The organism is Vibrio sp. HENC-03, assembly GCF_000305755.2.
Classification (GTDB): domain Bacteria; phylum Pseudomonadota; class Gammaproteobacteria; order Enterobacterales; family Vibrionaceae; genus Vibrio; species Vibrio owensii.
The window spans coordinates 121,758-136,687 of the sequence record NZ_JH976131.1; the positions used below are offsets into that span (position 1 = coordinate 121,758).

Here is a 14,930-nt window from a genome sequence, read left to right on the forward strand (position 1 = left end):
GACCTTTAATTATGCGTATTTCTCAGCAAGAGCTGCGAATGCGTCACCTCTTGCCATAAAGTTGTCGAATTGATCAAAGCTAGCACATGCCGGAGACAGCATCACCATATCGCCCGTTTTTAACTGCGAAGATATCTGTTGAATCACATCTTCCATGGTGTCGAAACGAGTTGCTGATTCATGCAGTGGCATAAATTCATCGCCATCCGCGCCAAAGCAGCAAAGTTGTAGGTTCAGTGTTGCGAAGATCGGTTTTAGTGGAGTGAAGTCAGCGCCTTTACCAACACCACCAACAAGCAAGTACAGCTTGCCTGTCGACTCTAAGCCAGAAAGTGCAGCCATAGTGCTCGCAATATTGGTTGCTTTTGAGTCATTCACCCATTTTACGCCACGATTATCCGCAACCACTTGGCATCGATGTGTCAAACCCGTGTAAGTTTTCAGTGCATTCAATGATTTGAGATAGTCCACATCCGCCGCTTTAAGCAGAGCAAGTACCACAAGGGCGTTAGCTAGGTTGTGCTTACCAACCAGCTTCAATTCATCACTGGCGATCACACGCTGACCATGATCAAGTAGCCAAGTACGGTTACCGTCAACTTCAAGCCCGTATGCTTGTTCATCACTACCAAACGTCACTAACGGTGTTTCAGTCTCAGGGAAGGTTTCTCGATCATCACGGTTAACCACCGCTAGCTCTGCGTTATCAAAAATGCGCAGCTTAGCTTGTCGGTAGTCCGCCATGCCGTCATAACGATCCATGTGGTCTTCCGAAAGGTTTAGAAACGCCGCCGCTTTAAGCTTCAAGCTTGCTGTGGTTTCTAGTTGGAAGCTAGACAGTTCAAGGACATACAAATCTGCGTCTTGCTCTAGCAAATCGAGAGCAGGAACCCCGATGTTACCACCAACACCGACCGTTAACCCGGCAGCTTTTGCTAGCACGCCTGTTAGGTCTGTTACCGTGCTTTTACCATTAGAACCGGTAATCGCAATAACTGGCTTATCGACGGCCCACGCGAAGAGTTCGATATCACCAACGACGGGTGTACCTTTCACAATGACGGTTTGAATATCAGGCGTTGCCAGTGCAATTCCAGGGTTAGTCACCACTAGATCAGCATCTGCTAACCACTGTGTATTCCAACTGCCACTGTGTAGCTCTACCTGCTTAGGTAAACGCTCCGCTCCCGGTGGATTCGCACGCGTATCGATGACTTTAACCGTCAGTTGCGGCTGATTTTTTGCAAGGTGTTTAACGACAGAGAGCCCGGTAATACCGAGCCCTACAACGACGACCTTATGTATGTTTTGCCAACGTTCCATATTTGATCACGCAATTTGTCTTGTTCTTGGAAAGTTCGATTAACGCACTTTCAGTGTCGCTAGACCAATCAGAACAAGAACCATAGAAATAATCCAGAAGCGCACGATTACGCGAGGCTCTGGCCAACCTTTTAATTCGTAGTGGTGGTGAATCGGTGCCATGCGGAAAATACGCTGGCCGCGCAGTTTGTAAGAACCTACCTGTAGAATTACCGATAGTGTCTCCATTACAAATACACCCCCCATGATCACGAGTACTAGCTCTTGACGAACCAATACTGCAATTGTGCCAAGCGCACCGCCAAGTGCTAGTGAACCCACATCGCCCATGAACACTTGTGCTGGGTAAGTGTTAAACCACAAGAAACCAAGACCTGCACCAACAATTGCCGTACATACCACAACCAATTCAGAAGCGTGCGGTAGGTAAGGAATGTGAAGGTATTCAGAAAAGTTAACGTTCCCCGTCGCCCATGCAATCACCGCAAAACCAGCGGCAACTAGAACCGTTGGCATGATTGCCAAACCATCTAGACCATCGGTTAGGTTTACCGCGTTACTGGTACCCACGATTACAAAGTAAGTCAGGATAATGTACATCAAACCAAGTTGCGGCATGATGTCTTTAAAGAACGGCACGACAAGTTGAGTTGCGGCAGTGTCTTTGCCGTAAGCGTACAACGCAAACGCCACTACAAACGCAATTAATGATTGCCAAAAGTACTTCCAACGAGCAATCAGACCGTCAGTGTTCTTACGCACGACCTTACGATAATCATCGACAAAGCCGATTGCACCATAGCCAAGCAGAACCGTCAGTACCGCCCATACGTATGGGTTCGATAAGTCAGTCCATAAAAGAATAGTGATAGAGATAGCAGCCAAAATCATGATACCACCCATCGTTGGGGTACCACGTTTGCTAAAGTGGGATTCTGGACCTTCGTTACGAACAACCTGACCAATTTGGAGCATCTGTAGACGCTTGATCATGATAGGCCCCATCCATAGAGAGAGACCTAGAGCGGTAAGTACGCTGAGGATTGCTCGAAAAGACAGGTATTCAAACAATCGGAAAAAAGATAGGTATGGCTGTAGCAGCTCGGCAAGCCAAATAATCATTAATAATACTCCTTCAAAGCAGCAGCGACTTCAAACATACGTGCACCGTTCGCGCCTTTCACCAGCATTGTGTGGTGTTCAGGCCCCGCTTGGTCTAGATGCTGCTTGATGTAGTCAATCATCTCTTGATGTGTCTCGAAATGGATGCCATCGCAAAGCTCGCTAATGACCTTCGCATCTGCACCATACGTGAGAACATGTTCAAATTTTTGTGGGGCAGCATGTTCCCCGACTTGACGATGAAGTGCAAGACTTTCCTCACCCAACTCCGCCATATTGCCTAAAATCAACCAACGCTGTCCCTGAAAAGCCGACAGAAGATCGACTGCCGCTTTCATTGCTGGAACGCTCGCGTTGTAGCTATCATCAATCAATTTGACGTTATCGCTAAGCTCTTCCACTTCAACACGGCCCTTGACCTTGTTTAAGTGCTTAAGACCCGTTCGAACCTCTTCCAAGGTTGCGCCAAATTGCAACGCGATGATAGAAGCAGCAATCGCATTCGCCACGTTGTGTTGACCAATAATACCCAGAGACAGTTCAATTTCTTGTGAAGTTGCTGCGATATGTAAGTCAAAGCTTGCTTCGCCTGCGGCGTTCAACACGATGTTAGAAGCGTAGAAATCTGCGTCAGTATTATTTTGTGAAAAAGTGATGACTTTCTTATCAGCTAACACTTGCTCCCACTTGGCTTCACCATTGCTGTCTAGGTTAACAATCGCAATACCACCAGCCGCCAGCCCTTGGTAGATTTCACCTTTAGCTTGTTTCACGCCATCGATAGAACCGAACCCTTCTAGGTGCGCTGCCGCCACGTTGTTGACCATCGCGATATTAGGCTTAACCAGTTGAGTCGTGTATTCAATTTCACCAATATGGTTCGCACCCAGCTCAATCACTGCGTAGTCATCGTTTTGTTGAGAGCGCAGCAACGTCAGTGGCACGCCAATGTCATTGTTGAAGTTACCTGCAGTAAATAGCACTTTGCCTTTTAGCTGCAAAATACTGGCAACCATCTCTTTCACGGTGGTTTTACCGCAGCTACCTGTGATCGCGACCGTCGGCGTTTGGCATGCTTGGTGAATCCAAGCTGCCACTTGACCTAATGCTACCTTACTATCGGCAACAACGACTTGAGGCACATTCACATTAAGCGTTTTTTGTACCAATAAAGCACCCGCGCCCGATTCAACCGCTTGTTGGCAGAAATCGTGAGCATCAAAACGCTCTCCAACCAAAGCAACAAACAAAGCGCCTTGTTCGATAGCTCGAGTGTCGGTCGAAACAGATTCAATAGAGAGGTCATTGCCAACCAGTTCACCGCCAGTGATATCGGCAATTTGAGAAAGCGTTACTGTGATCATGATGAAAGCCCCAATAGTGTCATGGCTGACTCGCGGTCAGAGTAATGGATGGTTCCAGAATTTAAAATTTGGTAGTCCTCATGGCCTTTACCCGCCAGAAGGATAATGTCTTGTGAAGAGGCATGCTCAAGTGCGTAAGACAGCGCTTTAAAACGGTCATGTTGCACAATCGCCTCAGCGGGTTTCGTTAGACCTGCCAACATGTCTTTCATGATCAGCGCTGGATCTTCGCTACGAGGGTTGTCATCGGTAAGTACCACTTTGTCACCCAAACGCTCGGCAATTTCCGCCATCATTGGGCGCTTACCAGCATCACGATCACCACCACAGCCGAAGATAGCCCAAAGCTCACCTTGGCAATGCACACGCAATGCTTGCAGGGCTTTTTCTAGCGCGTCAGGCGTGTGAGCGTAATCCACCACTACTTTGGCATTGTCGTCAGCTTGGAACAGTTCCATACGACCAAGAACGGGTTGCAATTGACCTGCTGTTGCCAGCAAATCTTGCTTGCTAAAACCGAGACTAAGTAACGTTGTGAATGCCAACATCAGGTTCGCCGCATTGAACTCACCGATAAGTGGTGCATGCAAAGTACCCTCACCAAACTTACCATCAAACTCAATCGTGATACCAGATTCAGCATAAGCGATGTGGTTTGCATATACGCTTTGAGAAAATTCATTGTTTGGTTTGAGAGATACAGCAAGCGCGTTAGTCAGTTGTTTTGCCCACGACGCTCCGACCATGTCATCGACATTGATGATCGCATGCTCGCATTGATGGGCGGTAAACAACGTCAGCTTGGCATTGGCATACTCTTCCATCGTGCCATGGTAATCAAGATGATCACGGCTCAGGTTAGTGAACACGCCAGCGGCAAAAGACAGCGCTTTAACGCGACCTTGAATTAAGCCGTGGGAAGAAACTTCAAGCGCCGTGTATTGTGCTTTTTGTTCCGCTAAAGACGACAATGTCTTTTGGATTTCAACCGCATTACCCGTGGTATTCGCGGCTTCTTGTAGATTATCTAGAAAGCCATTCCCTGTCGTACCCATGACCGCTGCTTTTGAACCGACCAAATCAATCCATTGAGCAATAAGCTGAGTGATGGTGGTTTTGCCGTTGGTACCAGTGACACCAATCAAATCCATCGTTGGGTAGGTATACAAATGACTTGCAATTTCAGAGAGGCACTTATCCAGCGCATCAAGGTAAATCACTGGAACATCATCAACAATTTCAATCGCGCCATGTGCTTTTTGCTCACAAGCTTGAGCAATCACCGCATTCGCACCTTGCTCAATCGCGGTTGGGATAAATTTACGCCCATCCACAACATGGCCAATGATAGCTACAAAGGTTGTTCCAGATTGAACTCGTCGACTGTCGAGCTCTAATTCAGAAACAAGAATGGACGACAAACTCGGGCAATCGACCCAAGTGGAAAGCAGCGTGTCCATACTGATGGCTTTAGTCATATTTATTCTCCGAGCATTAGCTCAGCTTTCTTCATTTTGTTTCTCAGTACGCTTATAAGCCTACTGTTGGAATTTATTTTCGTCAGGGGCAACGTTCAGAATTTGCAGTGCGCCTTTCATGATTTCAGAGAAAACTGGCGAGGCTACCGAACCACCGTAGTAGTCGTCACCTTGTGGTTCATTAACCACAACCACAAGCGCTAAACGTGGATCACTTACTGGCGCAACACCTGCTGTATAGTTGATGTACTCATCACTATAGCCACCTGCACTTGCCTTACGCGCAGTACCTGTTTTGGCACCGACTCGGTAACCAGGAACCGCAGCACGACGAGCAGAGCCGCCTTTTTGCGTTACCGTTTCAAGCATGTCTAAGACGAGACGAGCATTCTCTTTGCTCACGACTTGGCGTGCCATATCATTGTCGTTACTTTCGATGATATGAATCGGCTCATATTTACCCAAGTTACCCAACGTCGCATAGGCATGCGCTAACTGGATTGGCGTAACTGACAAACCATAACCAAACGAGATGGTTGCGCGCTCAATTGGAGACCAACGCGAGCGGCTCGGGAAAATACCAACTACTTCACCAACCAAGTTCAAACCTGACAACTCGCCAAGACCAACAGAACTGTACAATCCAAGTAAAGCTTCAACCGGCATTTGCATCGCCAGCTTAGTCACACCGATGTTACTCGATTTCTTTAGAATGGTAGTTAGGCTCGCTTTGCCGACTTTTGGCGCATCACGAACGCGGCTACCACCGAGTTGAAGAATACCGTTACCCGTATCAACGATCGTATCTTTGTCTGCCACCCCATTTTCTAATGCGGCCAAAACAACGAATGGCTTAATGGTTGAGCCAGGTTCCAATGAGTCAGTAATCACACGGTTACGCATTTTGTAACTTTGCCAATCACTGCGGTTATTCGGGTTGTAAGAAGGTGCATTCACCATCGCAAGAACCGCACCGGTTTTTACATCAAGAATCACAACTGATCCAGACGTTGCACGATGATCGGCCACAGCCTGCTTGATAGCACGATACGCCACCGCTTGAATGCGCTGGTCAATCGTCAGTTGCAGTGGTTTACCTTCTTGTTTCTCTTCAAGAGCAATGTTTTCTACCACGCGCCCATAACGGTCTTTACGGATGGTTTTCTTGCCCGCTGCGCCCGTTAACCATTCGTCGTAGCTTCGTTCCACGCCTTCTAGGCCGTGGCCATCAATGCCCGTTACACCAACTAAGTGAGCACTAACCTCACCGGCCGGGTAATAACGACGAGATTCCGACTTCAAGCCAACACCAGGTAGTTTGAGTTCACGAATGTAGTTCGCCATCGCTGGGCTAACTTGGCGTTGTAGATAGATAAAGCGGCGCTTTTCGTTTTTCTTGATTTTGTTGATCAGGCCTTGGCGATCTAGGCCAAGTACGTCTGCAAGTGCGTACCAACTCTTCGTTTGCTGCAGAGCGCCTTCTTTGAAGATAGTTTTGGGGTCAGCCCAAACAGCCTCAACAGGAACACTCACCGCAAGAGGTTCTCCATTGCGATCGGAGATGATGCCTCGCGCCGAAGGAATGGCTTTAACACGGACAGAGCGAAGGTCACCCTGTTTGATCAAGTTGTCAGGCTCTATAACTTGAATATAGGCCACTCGCCCCACGAGAAGAGCGAAGGCACAGAAGACAAAAAACAGCAGTAACTGAAAACGCCAGCGAATCAAAAACGATTCGGGCTCTTCAACGACTTCTGCTTCTTTAGGTTCTTTGGTGGGTTGCGGTTTTGCCGCCGCTACTTTTTTTTCTTTCGCAGCAGGCTTGCGCGTATTTCCTTGTTTAGATTTGGCTTTTTTTCCAATCATTTTAACGTGATAACCACTTCTTTATCGCCATCTGGTCGTTTCATTTCAAGGTCCTTCTTTGCCAAGTCTTGAACGCGACTGTGTTCCGCGAGGGCTGTTTCTTCCAACATCAGGTTGCGCCATTCGCTGTCCAATCGCTCTCGCTCAACCAATGTATGATCTTTTTCAGTGATCGCTTGACGCGCATGATGAGTGGCAAATACCACTCCCATTGCAGTTGCGAAGATCAATATCATCAACAACAACGACCAGCGACCGACGGTAATCAAGTCCGTCGCAATCAACTTAGCAAGATTAGGAGTGGATTTCGTCATAATAATTAAAGCTTTTCTGCAATTCTTAGCACTGAGCTTCGAGAGCGCGGGTTCATTTCGATTTCTTGTTTCGTTGGTTTGTTCGCTTTACCAATTGGCTTCATATTTGCCCTGCCAAGCGCTCGGATTTGTTCTTCCGTCATCGGAATGCCATGTGGCACTTCTGGGCCTTTGCTCTCTTTACGAATGAAGCGTTTCACCATGCGATCTTCCAACGAGTGGAAACTGATCACAGACAAACGTCCTTCAGGAGCCAAAATGCTTGCCGCGCCTTTTAGTGCTGTATCAATTTCTTCCAATTCACTGTTGATGTAAATGCGAAAAGCCTGAAAAGCACGGGTTGCTGGGTGTTTTTTCTCTTTAAAGCTCTTTGGTGCCGCATCTGAGATCAGTTTTGCTAGCTGACCAGTACGAACCATTGGCTCATTTTCTTCATCTTCGCGATAAGCAACAATGGCTTTAGCGATACGGCGAGCATGCTTATCTTCACCAAACTCACGAATCACCCAAGTGATATCATCAAGGTCTGCTTCCATTAACCATTGAGACACAGGGATACCAGATGTTGGGTCCATACGCATGTCTAGTGGGCCGTCTTTCATAAAGCTAAAACCACGTTCAGCATCATCAAGTTGTGGAGACGACACACCAAGGTCTAGCAATACACCATCTACTTTGCCAACAAGGCCATAATCTTCTGCATACTGCGCCATGCCTGAGAATGGGCCATGGATGATGGTAAAACGAGGATCGTCGATTTTAGCCGCTTCTGCGATAGCTTGCGGGTCACGGTCGATGCTGTACAGTCGGCCGTTTTCACCGAGTTTCGACAAGATAGTTCGGCTGTGACCGCCACGGCCAAATGTTCCATCGATATAGATACCATCGGGTTTGATAGCCAAGCCATCAATGGATTCATTTAATAACACGGAGATATGTTGAAATGTTTCGGTCATAGCTGTCTCGTTGAATGATCTTGAAGCGATTCTTTAGTGTACTGATTTCCCACATCATCGCCACCTCAAGTCTAAAGTTAGACGTGATTCAGCGCCAAGTTTATTGGTAATGACATAGTTTGCGTCAATTAAATGCAAAAAACCCATCACTACCGAAGTAGAGATGGGTCTCGAATAGGTGGAGCCGACACATAAGCCGGGTTCTGTTCCGCTTGCGCGGCGGTAGCCATTCGTCTAGGCCAGCAATCACTCACTGGCTCGAGCAACCTACCCGCCTCCTTACGCGAGCAACGCAATGTGGAGGCCTATTTGGTCTTGCTTCAGGTGGAGTTTACCCTGCTACGAACTATTACTAGTCGTCCGGTGCGCTCTTACCGCACCCTTTCACCCTTACCTGTGCCCTAGGGCCATCGGCGGTCTTCTCTCTGCTGCACTTGTCGTAGGCTTGCGCCCCCCAGGCGTTACCTGGCACCTTGCTCTATGAAGCCCGGACTTTCCTCCCCTTTGTCAGTCTCCCGAAGGACGTCAACGTCAGTCTCCCAAAGGGACTTCGACGTCAGTCTCCCGAAGGACATCAACAAAGCAGCGACTACCCAGTCAGCTCCGAGGGCGGATTGTATAGAGTTATCCCCCCAGAGTCTAGTGAGATCACAGAAATGCTGAAAACGGTTGGTTAAGTGGTCAAAAAGGCAGCACCCCGAAGCCCCAGCGCTCATAAACAAAAAGGGAGTCGCGTTAACGACTCCCTTCTCAATCTTATCTAATTAGCTCTGAAAACTAACGGCTCTTGCACTAGACGGCCAAAGCGCACTTCTCGAATCCCGTCTCTCGAAGCGTAGCGTTCCCGAAGCGTTAGCGCTCTACAAACTTCTAGCCCAGATTCTCCAAGCCCCACTTATACAGTGCGTTTTTCTTTAGGCTGTAGATTTCTGCAGCAAGCGCTGCGGCTTTCTTCAATGGAAGCTCTTTAGTCAAAATACCCAATGTGCGAGTTGCTTCGTCTGGCAGGGTGTCTTCTGTAGAGTCACGGTGGCCGTGGATAAGCAGAACCATCTCACCGCGCTGTTGGTTATCGTCGCTTTTTACCCACTCAATTAGTTCACCTAGTGGCATTCCCTGAATGGTTTCAAAGGTTTTAGTTAGCTCTCGTGCCAAGACAACTTCTCGTTCTGGACCAAGAACGTCTAACATATCTTGTAGAGAGTCTAAAATGCGATGCGGCGATTCATAGAAGATACAAGTGCGTTCCACTGACGCAATTTCCAAGAACTTGTCTTTACGGCCTTTGCTTTTCGGTGGTAGAAAGCCTTCGAAACTAAAGCGATCTGAAGGCAAGCCCGACGCACTTAACGCAGTGATGACCGCACACGCACCAGGAAGAGGCACAACTCTAACGCCCGCTTGACGACATTTTGTCACCAAATGGTATCCTGGATCGCTTATTAGCGGCGTACCAGCGTCAGACACCAATGCGATAGACTGACCTGATAGTAGCTTTTCAACTAAAACTTGCGCCTTTTGCTGCTCATTATGATCGTGCAGTGCGAAAGTTTTGGTTTGGATATTGAAGTGAGACAGTAATTTGCCCGTATGTCGAGTATCCTCAGCGGCAATGATGTCCACATTCGACAGAACTTCGATAGCACGTTGTGTGATATCCGCTAAATTTCCGATTGGAGTCGGTACGATGTAGAGAGTTGGCCCCTCATTCGGCAACTTATTTTTATCTGTCATTTGTTTACCATCACTTCAACGATTAATATAGAGACAATTTTGTACAAAATTATAGAGAACTCACGGCAATGATGAACCATAAGAGACTCAGTGTACCACGCTTACTCACTCCTGTTGCACTGGCAATTACGCTCGCAGCCTGTTCTTCAGGCCCGCGACAACCAGACAGCGTAGACATTACACTTGAGCCGACACAGTCTGTTCAGAACTACATGATTCAAGCGGATAGCACCGAAGGCAGCTTGCAAAACGACTGGTTGATCATGGCAACCAAAGCAGCCATCCAAGCAAACGAATTGGATCAAGCGGAACTGCTGATCAAACGTCTTTCTCGTCAACAATTGACCGAAGTTCAACAAGCCGAGTGGCAATTAGCCCGTGCGACCATACAGCAAAAGCAAGGCAATTACTCTCAATTGCTACAAACACTGAACTTTAAACCTTGGTGGAAACTACCGAGCGAACAGTGGAAAGACTATTACGAGCTGCGTGCGGATGCTTACCAAAGCTTGAACCAACCATTCGAAGCAAACCGCCAGCTAGTCGCACAAGGTCAATATGCTTCGTCTGCCGAGCAACGTGAAATCTCTAGCCGTATTTGGATGAACTTTGGCAGCTACTCAGAGAGCGAACTGACATCACTGCAAACCGAACCAAACGAAGATGTGCTTGATGGTTGGTTACAGCTAGCTATTTATGCAAAGACGCTTTCAAGTAATATTCCTCAGCTGAAAAACACCCTTGAGCGCTGGCTAAGTGAAAACCCATCTCATCCAGCAGCGGTTTACACACCAGTTGAAATTCAAAACATTCTTTCTCTAGAAATCGTTAAGCCAAACAACACGGCTCTACTGCTGCCTCTTACAGGCAAGTTTGCTCCGCAAGCACAGCTGATTCGTGATGGCTTCATCTTTGCGATGATGAACGATGATGTGCGCGATCCAAGCGCGACGCTTACCGTGATCGATACTCATGCTTATTCAGCGGATCAAATCAAACAGCGTCTAATCAACGAGAACATCGACTTTGTTGTTGGCCCTTTGCAAAAAGAAAACGTTGAGAAGCTACAAGCAACCTTGGATGGCTCAGAAACTGGCGTGAAGATCCCAGCTCTTGCATTGAATATTCCTGAAGACGTACAACCAGGTACAGATATGTGTTACCTAGCATTGTCTCCAGAGCAAGAAGTGGCGCAAGCGGCGAAATACTTGTTCAATCAAGGTTATCAATTCCCAATGATCTTGGCACCGAACGGCGCTTACGGTCAGCGTGTGGTTGAAGCGTTTAATGAAGAATGGCGCAAGTACAGTTCAAACAAAGTGGCTTCAAGCTATTTTGGTGACAAACGCCAGCTACAGAAGAACATCAACAACGTATTTGGCCTACAAGAGAGCCAACAACGTATCGCACAGATGCAGTCTCTACTTCGCATCTCATTAGAGAGTCCACCACGTAGCCGTCGTGATGTGGATGCGGTTTATATTGTTGCTCGCAGCTCTGAGCTCACACTAATCAAACCATTTATTGAAGTGGCGATTAACCCTGACGCGAAGCCACCGAAGTTGTTCTCAAACTCACGCAGTAACAGCGGTGGTGCGACATACGAAGATCTATCAGGCGTGGCTTACAGTGACATTCCAATGCTGATCAATCCAGATCCAACCATCGAAGCAGAGATGAATGAGCTATGGCCTGATCAATCTAACATGGAAAAACGCTTGGAAGCGCTGGGTATGGACGCGTACAAACTGATTGGCGAATTGCCACAAATGAAGCTTCTGCCGGGTTACTCGGTAAGCGGTCAGACGGGCGTGCTTAGCATCGACAACAACTGTGTTGTAGAACGTGAGCTAGACTGGGCTGAGCGTGGGGCTCTTTAGTAAGAGACAAATCGGCAACCAATATGAAACCCTGGCGAAGCAGTATTTGCAGCGCCGGGGTTTGCGCTTTTTAGATCAAAATTTTCTGACTAAAGTCGGTGAAATTGATTTAATCTTCCAACAAGGTGAAACTATCGTCTTTGTTGAGGTCAAATATCGTAAGAATGATAGCTTTGGCTCAGCAGCAGAAATGGTCACCCGCGCAAAAATGCGTAAACTAGTCAAAACAGCCCAAATTTGGCTAAGCCAGCAAAAACGCTCGGCGTACAATATCGATTATCGGTTTGATGTGGTCGCCATTCACGACAATGGTCGAGACATTAACTGGATACAAAATGCAATCTCTGAAGGATAAACGATGCTAGACAGCATTAAAGACAGTTTTACAGAAAGTATTCAAATTCAAATTGCGGCAGCAGAAGCGTTGCCAGATGCTATTACTCACGCCGCTCAAGCTATGGTGTCGAGCCTGCTTAATGGCAACAAAATCCTATGCTGTGGCAACGGTGGCAGTGCATCGAACTCGCAACAGTTTGTCTCTTGCCTTTTGAACCGATTCGAAACTGAGCGCCCTAGCCTTCCAGCAATGGCTTTAACAGCAGATAACACAACATTGACTGCTGTAGCGAACGATTACCACTACCAAGAGATCTTCTCTAAGCAAGTACGCGCCTTTGGTCAGCCTGGCGACATTTTGTTAGCCATTTCGACCAGTGGTAACAGCAAAAACGTTCTTAAAGCGATGGAAGCAGCTGTAACACGCGATATGACCATCATCGCCCTAACGGGCAAAGACGGTGGTGAAATGGCAGGCCTGCTTGGTGAGAATGATGTTGAAATCCGCATCCCATCACATCGTACAGCGCGCATTCATGAAGTGCACATGGTGACACTTCATTGTCTGTGTGATCTAATCGACCAAGTACTTTTCCCAGCTCACGAAGAATAACCGAATTGAGAGTTTAGAATTATGATACGTAGTCTTGTCATTTTGTGTGCAGCGCTGAGCATGAGCGGCTGTGCAGGTTTGTTTATTGCAGGGGCAGCGACCACTGCCAATCTCGTTACAGATACGCGCACGACCAAAGAAATTTGGCAAGACAACAACATCGAATTCGAAGTCGCTGCAATTGGCAATAAAGCCCCTTTCAAAGGCAAAGCACGCGTCGTTGCAAGCTCATACAACGGTACTGTCGTATTAATGGGCCAAGCCCCAACTCAAGACCTCATCAACGAGTTTGAAAGCAAAGCTCGTGAAGTAAATGGTGTGAAGAACATCCATAACCAAATTAAGCAAAAAGAGCCTCTGAGCGTGACACAAATCAGTAACGACAGCTGGATCACGACTAAAGTGAAATCAGCACTGCTTACCGACAGTGAGCTTAATGGCGTGAAAGTGAAAGTCATCACTGAAGACAGTGATGTATTCTTATTTGGCTATGTAACGCCAGAACAGAGTGAGAGAGCAACAGAGATCACACGCAATATCTCTGGCGTAAAACAAGTAATCAAAGGCTTCCAATATGGTGATGAAAAACCACTAGAAGTTGAAGAGCCAGAAGCGGCAAATACAGTGCCGGCAGAGACAGAAAAAGAGACGCAGGTAAACGAGCTTGGATAAGTGACGAAGCCTGTTATCAAAAAGGCTGAATTAGATAAGAAAAAAGCAGCGTATCGACGCTGCTTTTTTTATTTGATAACTCGTAAGCTTGGTCTGCCTTTCGGGCGAGGTGTTTCTTCCTCTTCAGACTCAGAGTCCACGATTTCAGGTTCATCATTCACAGTGGTGAAGGTTGGAGACTGCTCTTCTTCGACAATCTCTTCCTCTTCAATATGGGTGTATGCTTCTTCTGGTTCAAACATGGTGCCAGCACCATTCTCACGTGCGTAAATCGCTTGTACAGCGTAAACAGGCACGATAACCGAATGCGGACGACCACTAAAACGAGCGTGGAAGGTAATCGCATCATTACCCAACTCAAGTTGACCAACAGCACGTGGAGCAATGTTCAAGATGATTTGACCATCTTGAACAAACTCAACTGGTACACGCACACCTGGCATGGTTGCATCAACCACCAAGTGTGGAGTTAAGTCATTGTCTACTAGCCACTCGTAGAATGCGCGAAGCATGTACGGACGGCGAGCAGTCATTTTTGCAATATCCATAACGTGTTATCTAAATCGCTTAGCGAACTAGACGCATTTCACGTTCAGCTTCAGTTAGAGAAGCAAGGAATGAATCACGTTCAAATACGCGGTTCATGTAAACTTTGATCTCTTTAGAACCAGGGCCTACAAGGTCGATACCTAGTTGAGGTAGACGCCACAATAGTGGAGCCAGGTAACAATCGATTAGGCTGAACTCTTCACTCATGAAGTATTCGTATTCTGCAAAGATTGGTGCAAGAGTCAGAAGATCGTTACGTAGTTTAGTACGTGCTTTTTCTGATTCTTCCGCGTTACCTTTAACAACCTTTTCAGCTAGTGAGTACCAGTTGCGTTCAATACGGTACATCATCAGACGGCTGTTACCACGAGCAACTGGGTAAACAGGCATTAGAGGTGGATGAGGGAAACGCTCGTCCAAGTACTCCATGATGATTTTTGAATCGTAAAGAGCTAGCTCACGGTCCACAAGAGTTGGTACTGACTTGTATGGGTTCAGTTCCACAAGCTCAGCAGGAAGGTTAGCTTCATCAACAAGCTCAACTTCAACACTTACGCCTTTTTCAGCTAATACGATGCGAACCTGATGGCTATACAAATCTGATGCACTTGAGAAAAGAGTCATCACAGAACGTTTATTGGCAGCTACAGCCATGGAGCCCTCCAGCACACTTACAAATAAAAATAATGGAGGCTAAGCCTCCATTATTCGTCAATTAAAATT

The 14,930-nt window shown here is 47.1% G+C and carries 14 protein-coding genes and 1 other RNA gene; 4 read left to right on the forward strand and 11 right to left on the reverse strand.

Annotated elements, in window-relative coordinates; translation table 11 throughout:
• Nucleotides 1–9 precede the first annotated feature (9 nt).
• The 9 genes from murD to rsmI all read right to left on the reverse strand — a co-directional run bounded on the left by murD (nucleotide 10) and on the right by rsmI (nucleotide 10,157).
• The gene (gene murD / locus VCHENC03_RS02395; RefSeq protein WP_009707736.1) at nucleotides 10–1,323 is read right to left on the reverse strand and encodes a UDP-N-acetylmuramoyl-L-alanine--D-glutamate ligase; all 1,314 of its coding nucleotides are present in this window, start codon (nucleotides 1,321–1,323) and stop codon (nucleotides 10–12) included.
• Nucleotides 1,324–1,362: 39 nt separating this feature from the next.
• The gene (gene mraY / locus VCHENC03_RS02390) at nucleotides 1,363–2,445 is read right to left on the reverse strand and encodes a phospho-N-acetylmuramoyl-pentapeptide-transferase (protein WP_005428568.1); all 1,083 of its coding nucleotides are present in this window, start codon (nucleotides 2,443–2,445) and stop codon (nucleotides 1,363–1,365) included.
• A complete protein-coding gene (locus tag VCHENC03_RS02385) occupies nucleotides 2,445–3,809 on the reverse strand; it encodes a UDP-N-acetylmuramoyl-tripeptide--D-alanyl-D-alanine ligase (RefSeq protein ID WP_009707737.1) in 1,365 nt (454 codons plus the stop codon). Before VCHENC03_RS02385 ends, mraY begins: the two co-directional genes overlap by 1 nt.
• Complete coding sequence (gene murE, locus VCHENC03_RS02380; RefSeq protein WP_009707738.1) at nucleotides 3,806–5,287, reverse strand: UDP-N-acetylmuramoyl-L-alanyl-D-glutamate--2,6-diaminopimelate ligase; 1,482 nt, start codon at nucleotides 5,285–5,287, stop codon at nucleotides 3,806–3,808. Before murE ends, VCHENC03_RS02385 begins: the two co-directional genes overlap by 4 nt.
• A gap of 60 nt (nucleotides 5,288–5,347) precedes the next feature.
• Nucleotides 5,348–7,153, reverse strand: a complete 1,806-nt coding sequence (locus VCHENC03_RS02375; RefSeq protein ID WP_005436123.1) for a peptidoglycan glycosyltransferase FtsI — start codon at nucleotides 7,151–7,153, stop codon at nucleotides 5,348–5,350.
• Nucleotides 7,150–7,467, reverse strand: a complete 318-nt coding sequence (gene ftsL, locus VCHENC03_RS02370; RefSeq protein WP_005436121.1) for a cell division protein FtsL — start codon at nucleotides 7,465–7,467, stop codon at nucleotides 7,150–7,152. Before ftsL ends, VCHENC03_RS02375 begins: the two co-directional genes overlap by 4 nt.
• Before the next feature lie 5 nt (nucleotides 7,468–7,472).
• Entirely contained in the window at nucleotides 7,473–8,423 is a 951-nt protein-coding gene (gene rsmH / locus VCHENC03_RS02365) for a 16S rRNA (cytosine(1402)-N(4))-methyltransferase RsmH (protein ID WP_009707739.1), read from the reverse strand.
• Nucleotides 8,424–8,599: 176 nt separating this feature from the next.
• Nucleotides 8,600–9,028: RNase P RNA component class A (rnpB, locus tag VCHENC03_RS26430), an RNA gene on the reverse strand.
• A gap of 265 nt (nucleotides 9,029–9,293) precedes the next feature.
• Entirely contained in the window at nucleotides 9,294–10,157 is an 864-nt protein-coding gene (gene rsmI / locus VCHENC03_RS02360; RefSeq protein WP_005428578.1) for a 16S rRNA (cytidine(1402)-2'-O)-methyltransferase, read from the reverse strand.
• Nucleotides 10,158–10,225: 68 nt separating this feature from the next.
• On the opposite strand from rsmI, the gene VCHENC03_RS02355 reads away from it, so the two are divergent.
• Genes VCHENC03_RS02355 through VCHENC03_RS02345 form a run of 4 tightly spaced genes read left to right on the forward strand, consistent with a single transcriptional unit; the run spans nucleotide 10,226 to nucleotide 13,658 of the window.
• A complete protein-coding gene (locus VCHENC03_RS02355; RefSeq protein ID WP_009707740.1) occupies nucleotides 10,226–12,037 on the forward strand; it encodes a penicillin-binding protein activator in 1,812 nt (603 codons plus the stop codon).
• Complete coding sequence (locus VCHENC03_RS0126275; protein WP_005436115.1) at nucleotides 12,024–12,392, forward strand: YraN family protein; 369 nt, start codon at nucleotides 12,024–12,026, stop codon at nucleotides 12,390–12,392. Before VCHENC03_RS02355 ends, VCHENC03_RS0126275 begins: the two co-directional genes overlap by 14 nt.
• Before the next feature lie 3 nt (nucleotides 12,393–12,395).
• Entirely contained in the window at nucleotides 12,396–12,986 is a 591-nt protein-coding gene (locus tag VCHENC03_RS02350; protein ID WP_005436112.1) for a phosphoheptose isomerase, read from the forward strand.
• Nucleotides 12,987–13,007: 21 nt separating this feature from the next.
• Nucleotides 13,008–13,658: a BON domain-containing protein gene (locus VCHENC03_RS02345; protein WP_032803097.1), complete on the forward strand. Its 651-nt coding sequence runs from the start codon at nucleotides 13,008–13,010 to the stop codon at nucleotides 13,656–13,658.
• Between the two features lie 68 nt (nucleotides 13,659–13,726).
• On the opposite strand, the gene sspB is transcribed toward VCHENC03_RS02345, so the two are convergent.
• The gene (gene sspB, locus VCHENC03_RS02340) at nucleotides 13,727–14,206 is read right to left on the reverse strand and encodes a ClpXP protease specificity-enhancing factor (protein ID WP_032803100.1); all 480 of its coding nucleotides are present in this window, start codon (nucleotides 14,204–14,206) and stop codon (nucleotides 13,727–13,729) included.
• 19 nt (nucleotides 14,207–14,225) lie between these two features.
• Entirely contained in the window at nucleotides 14,226–14,861 is a 636-nt protein-coding gene (sspA, locus tag VCHENC03_RS02335; RefSeq protein ID WP_005436105.1) for a stringent starvation protein SspA, read from the reverse strand.
• Nucleotides 14,862–14,930: the final 69 nt, after the last annotated feature.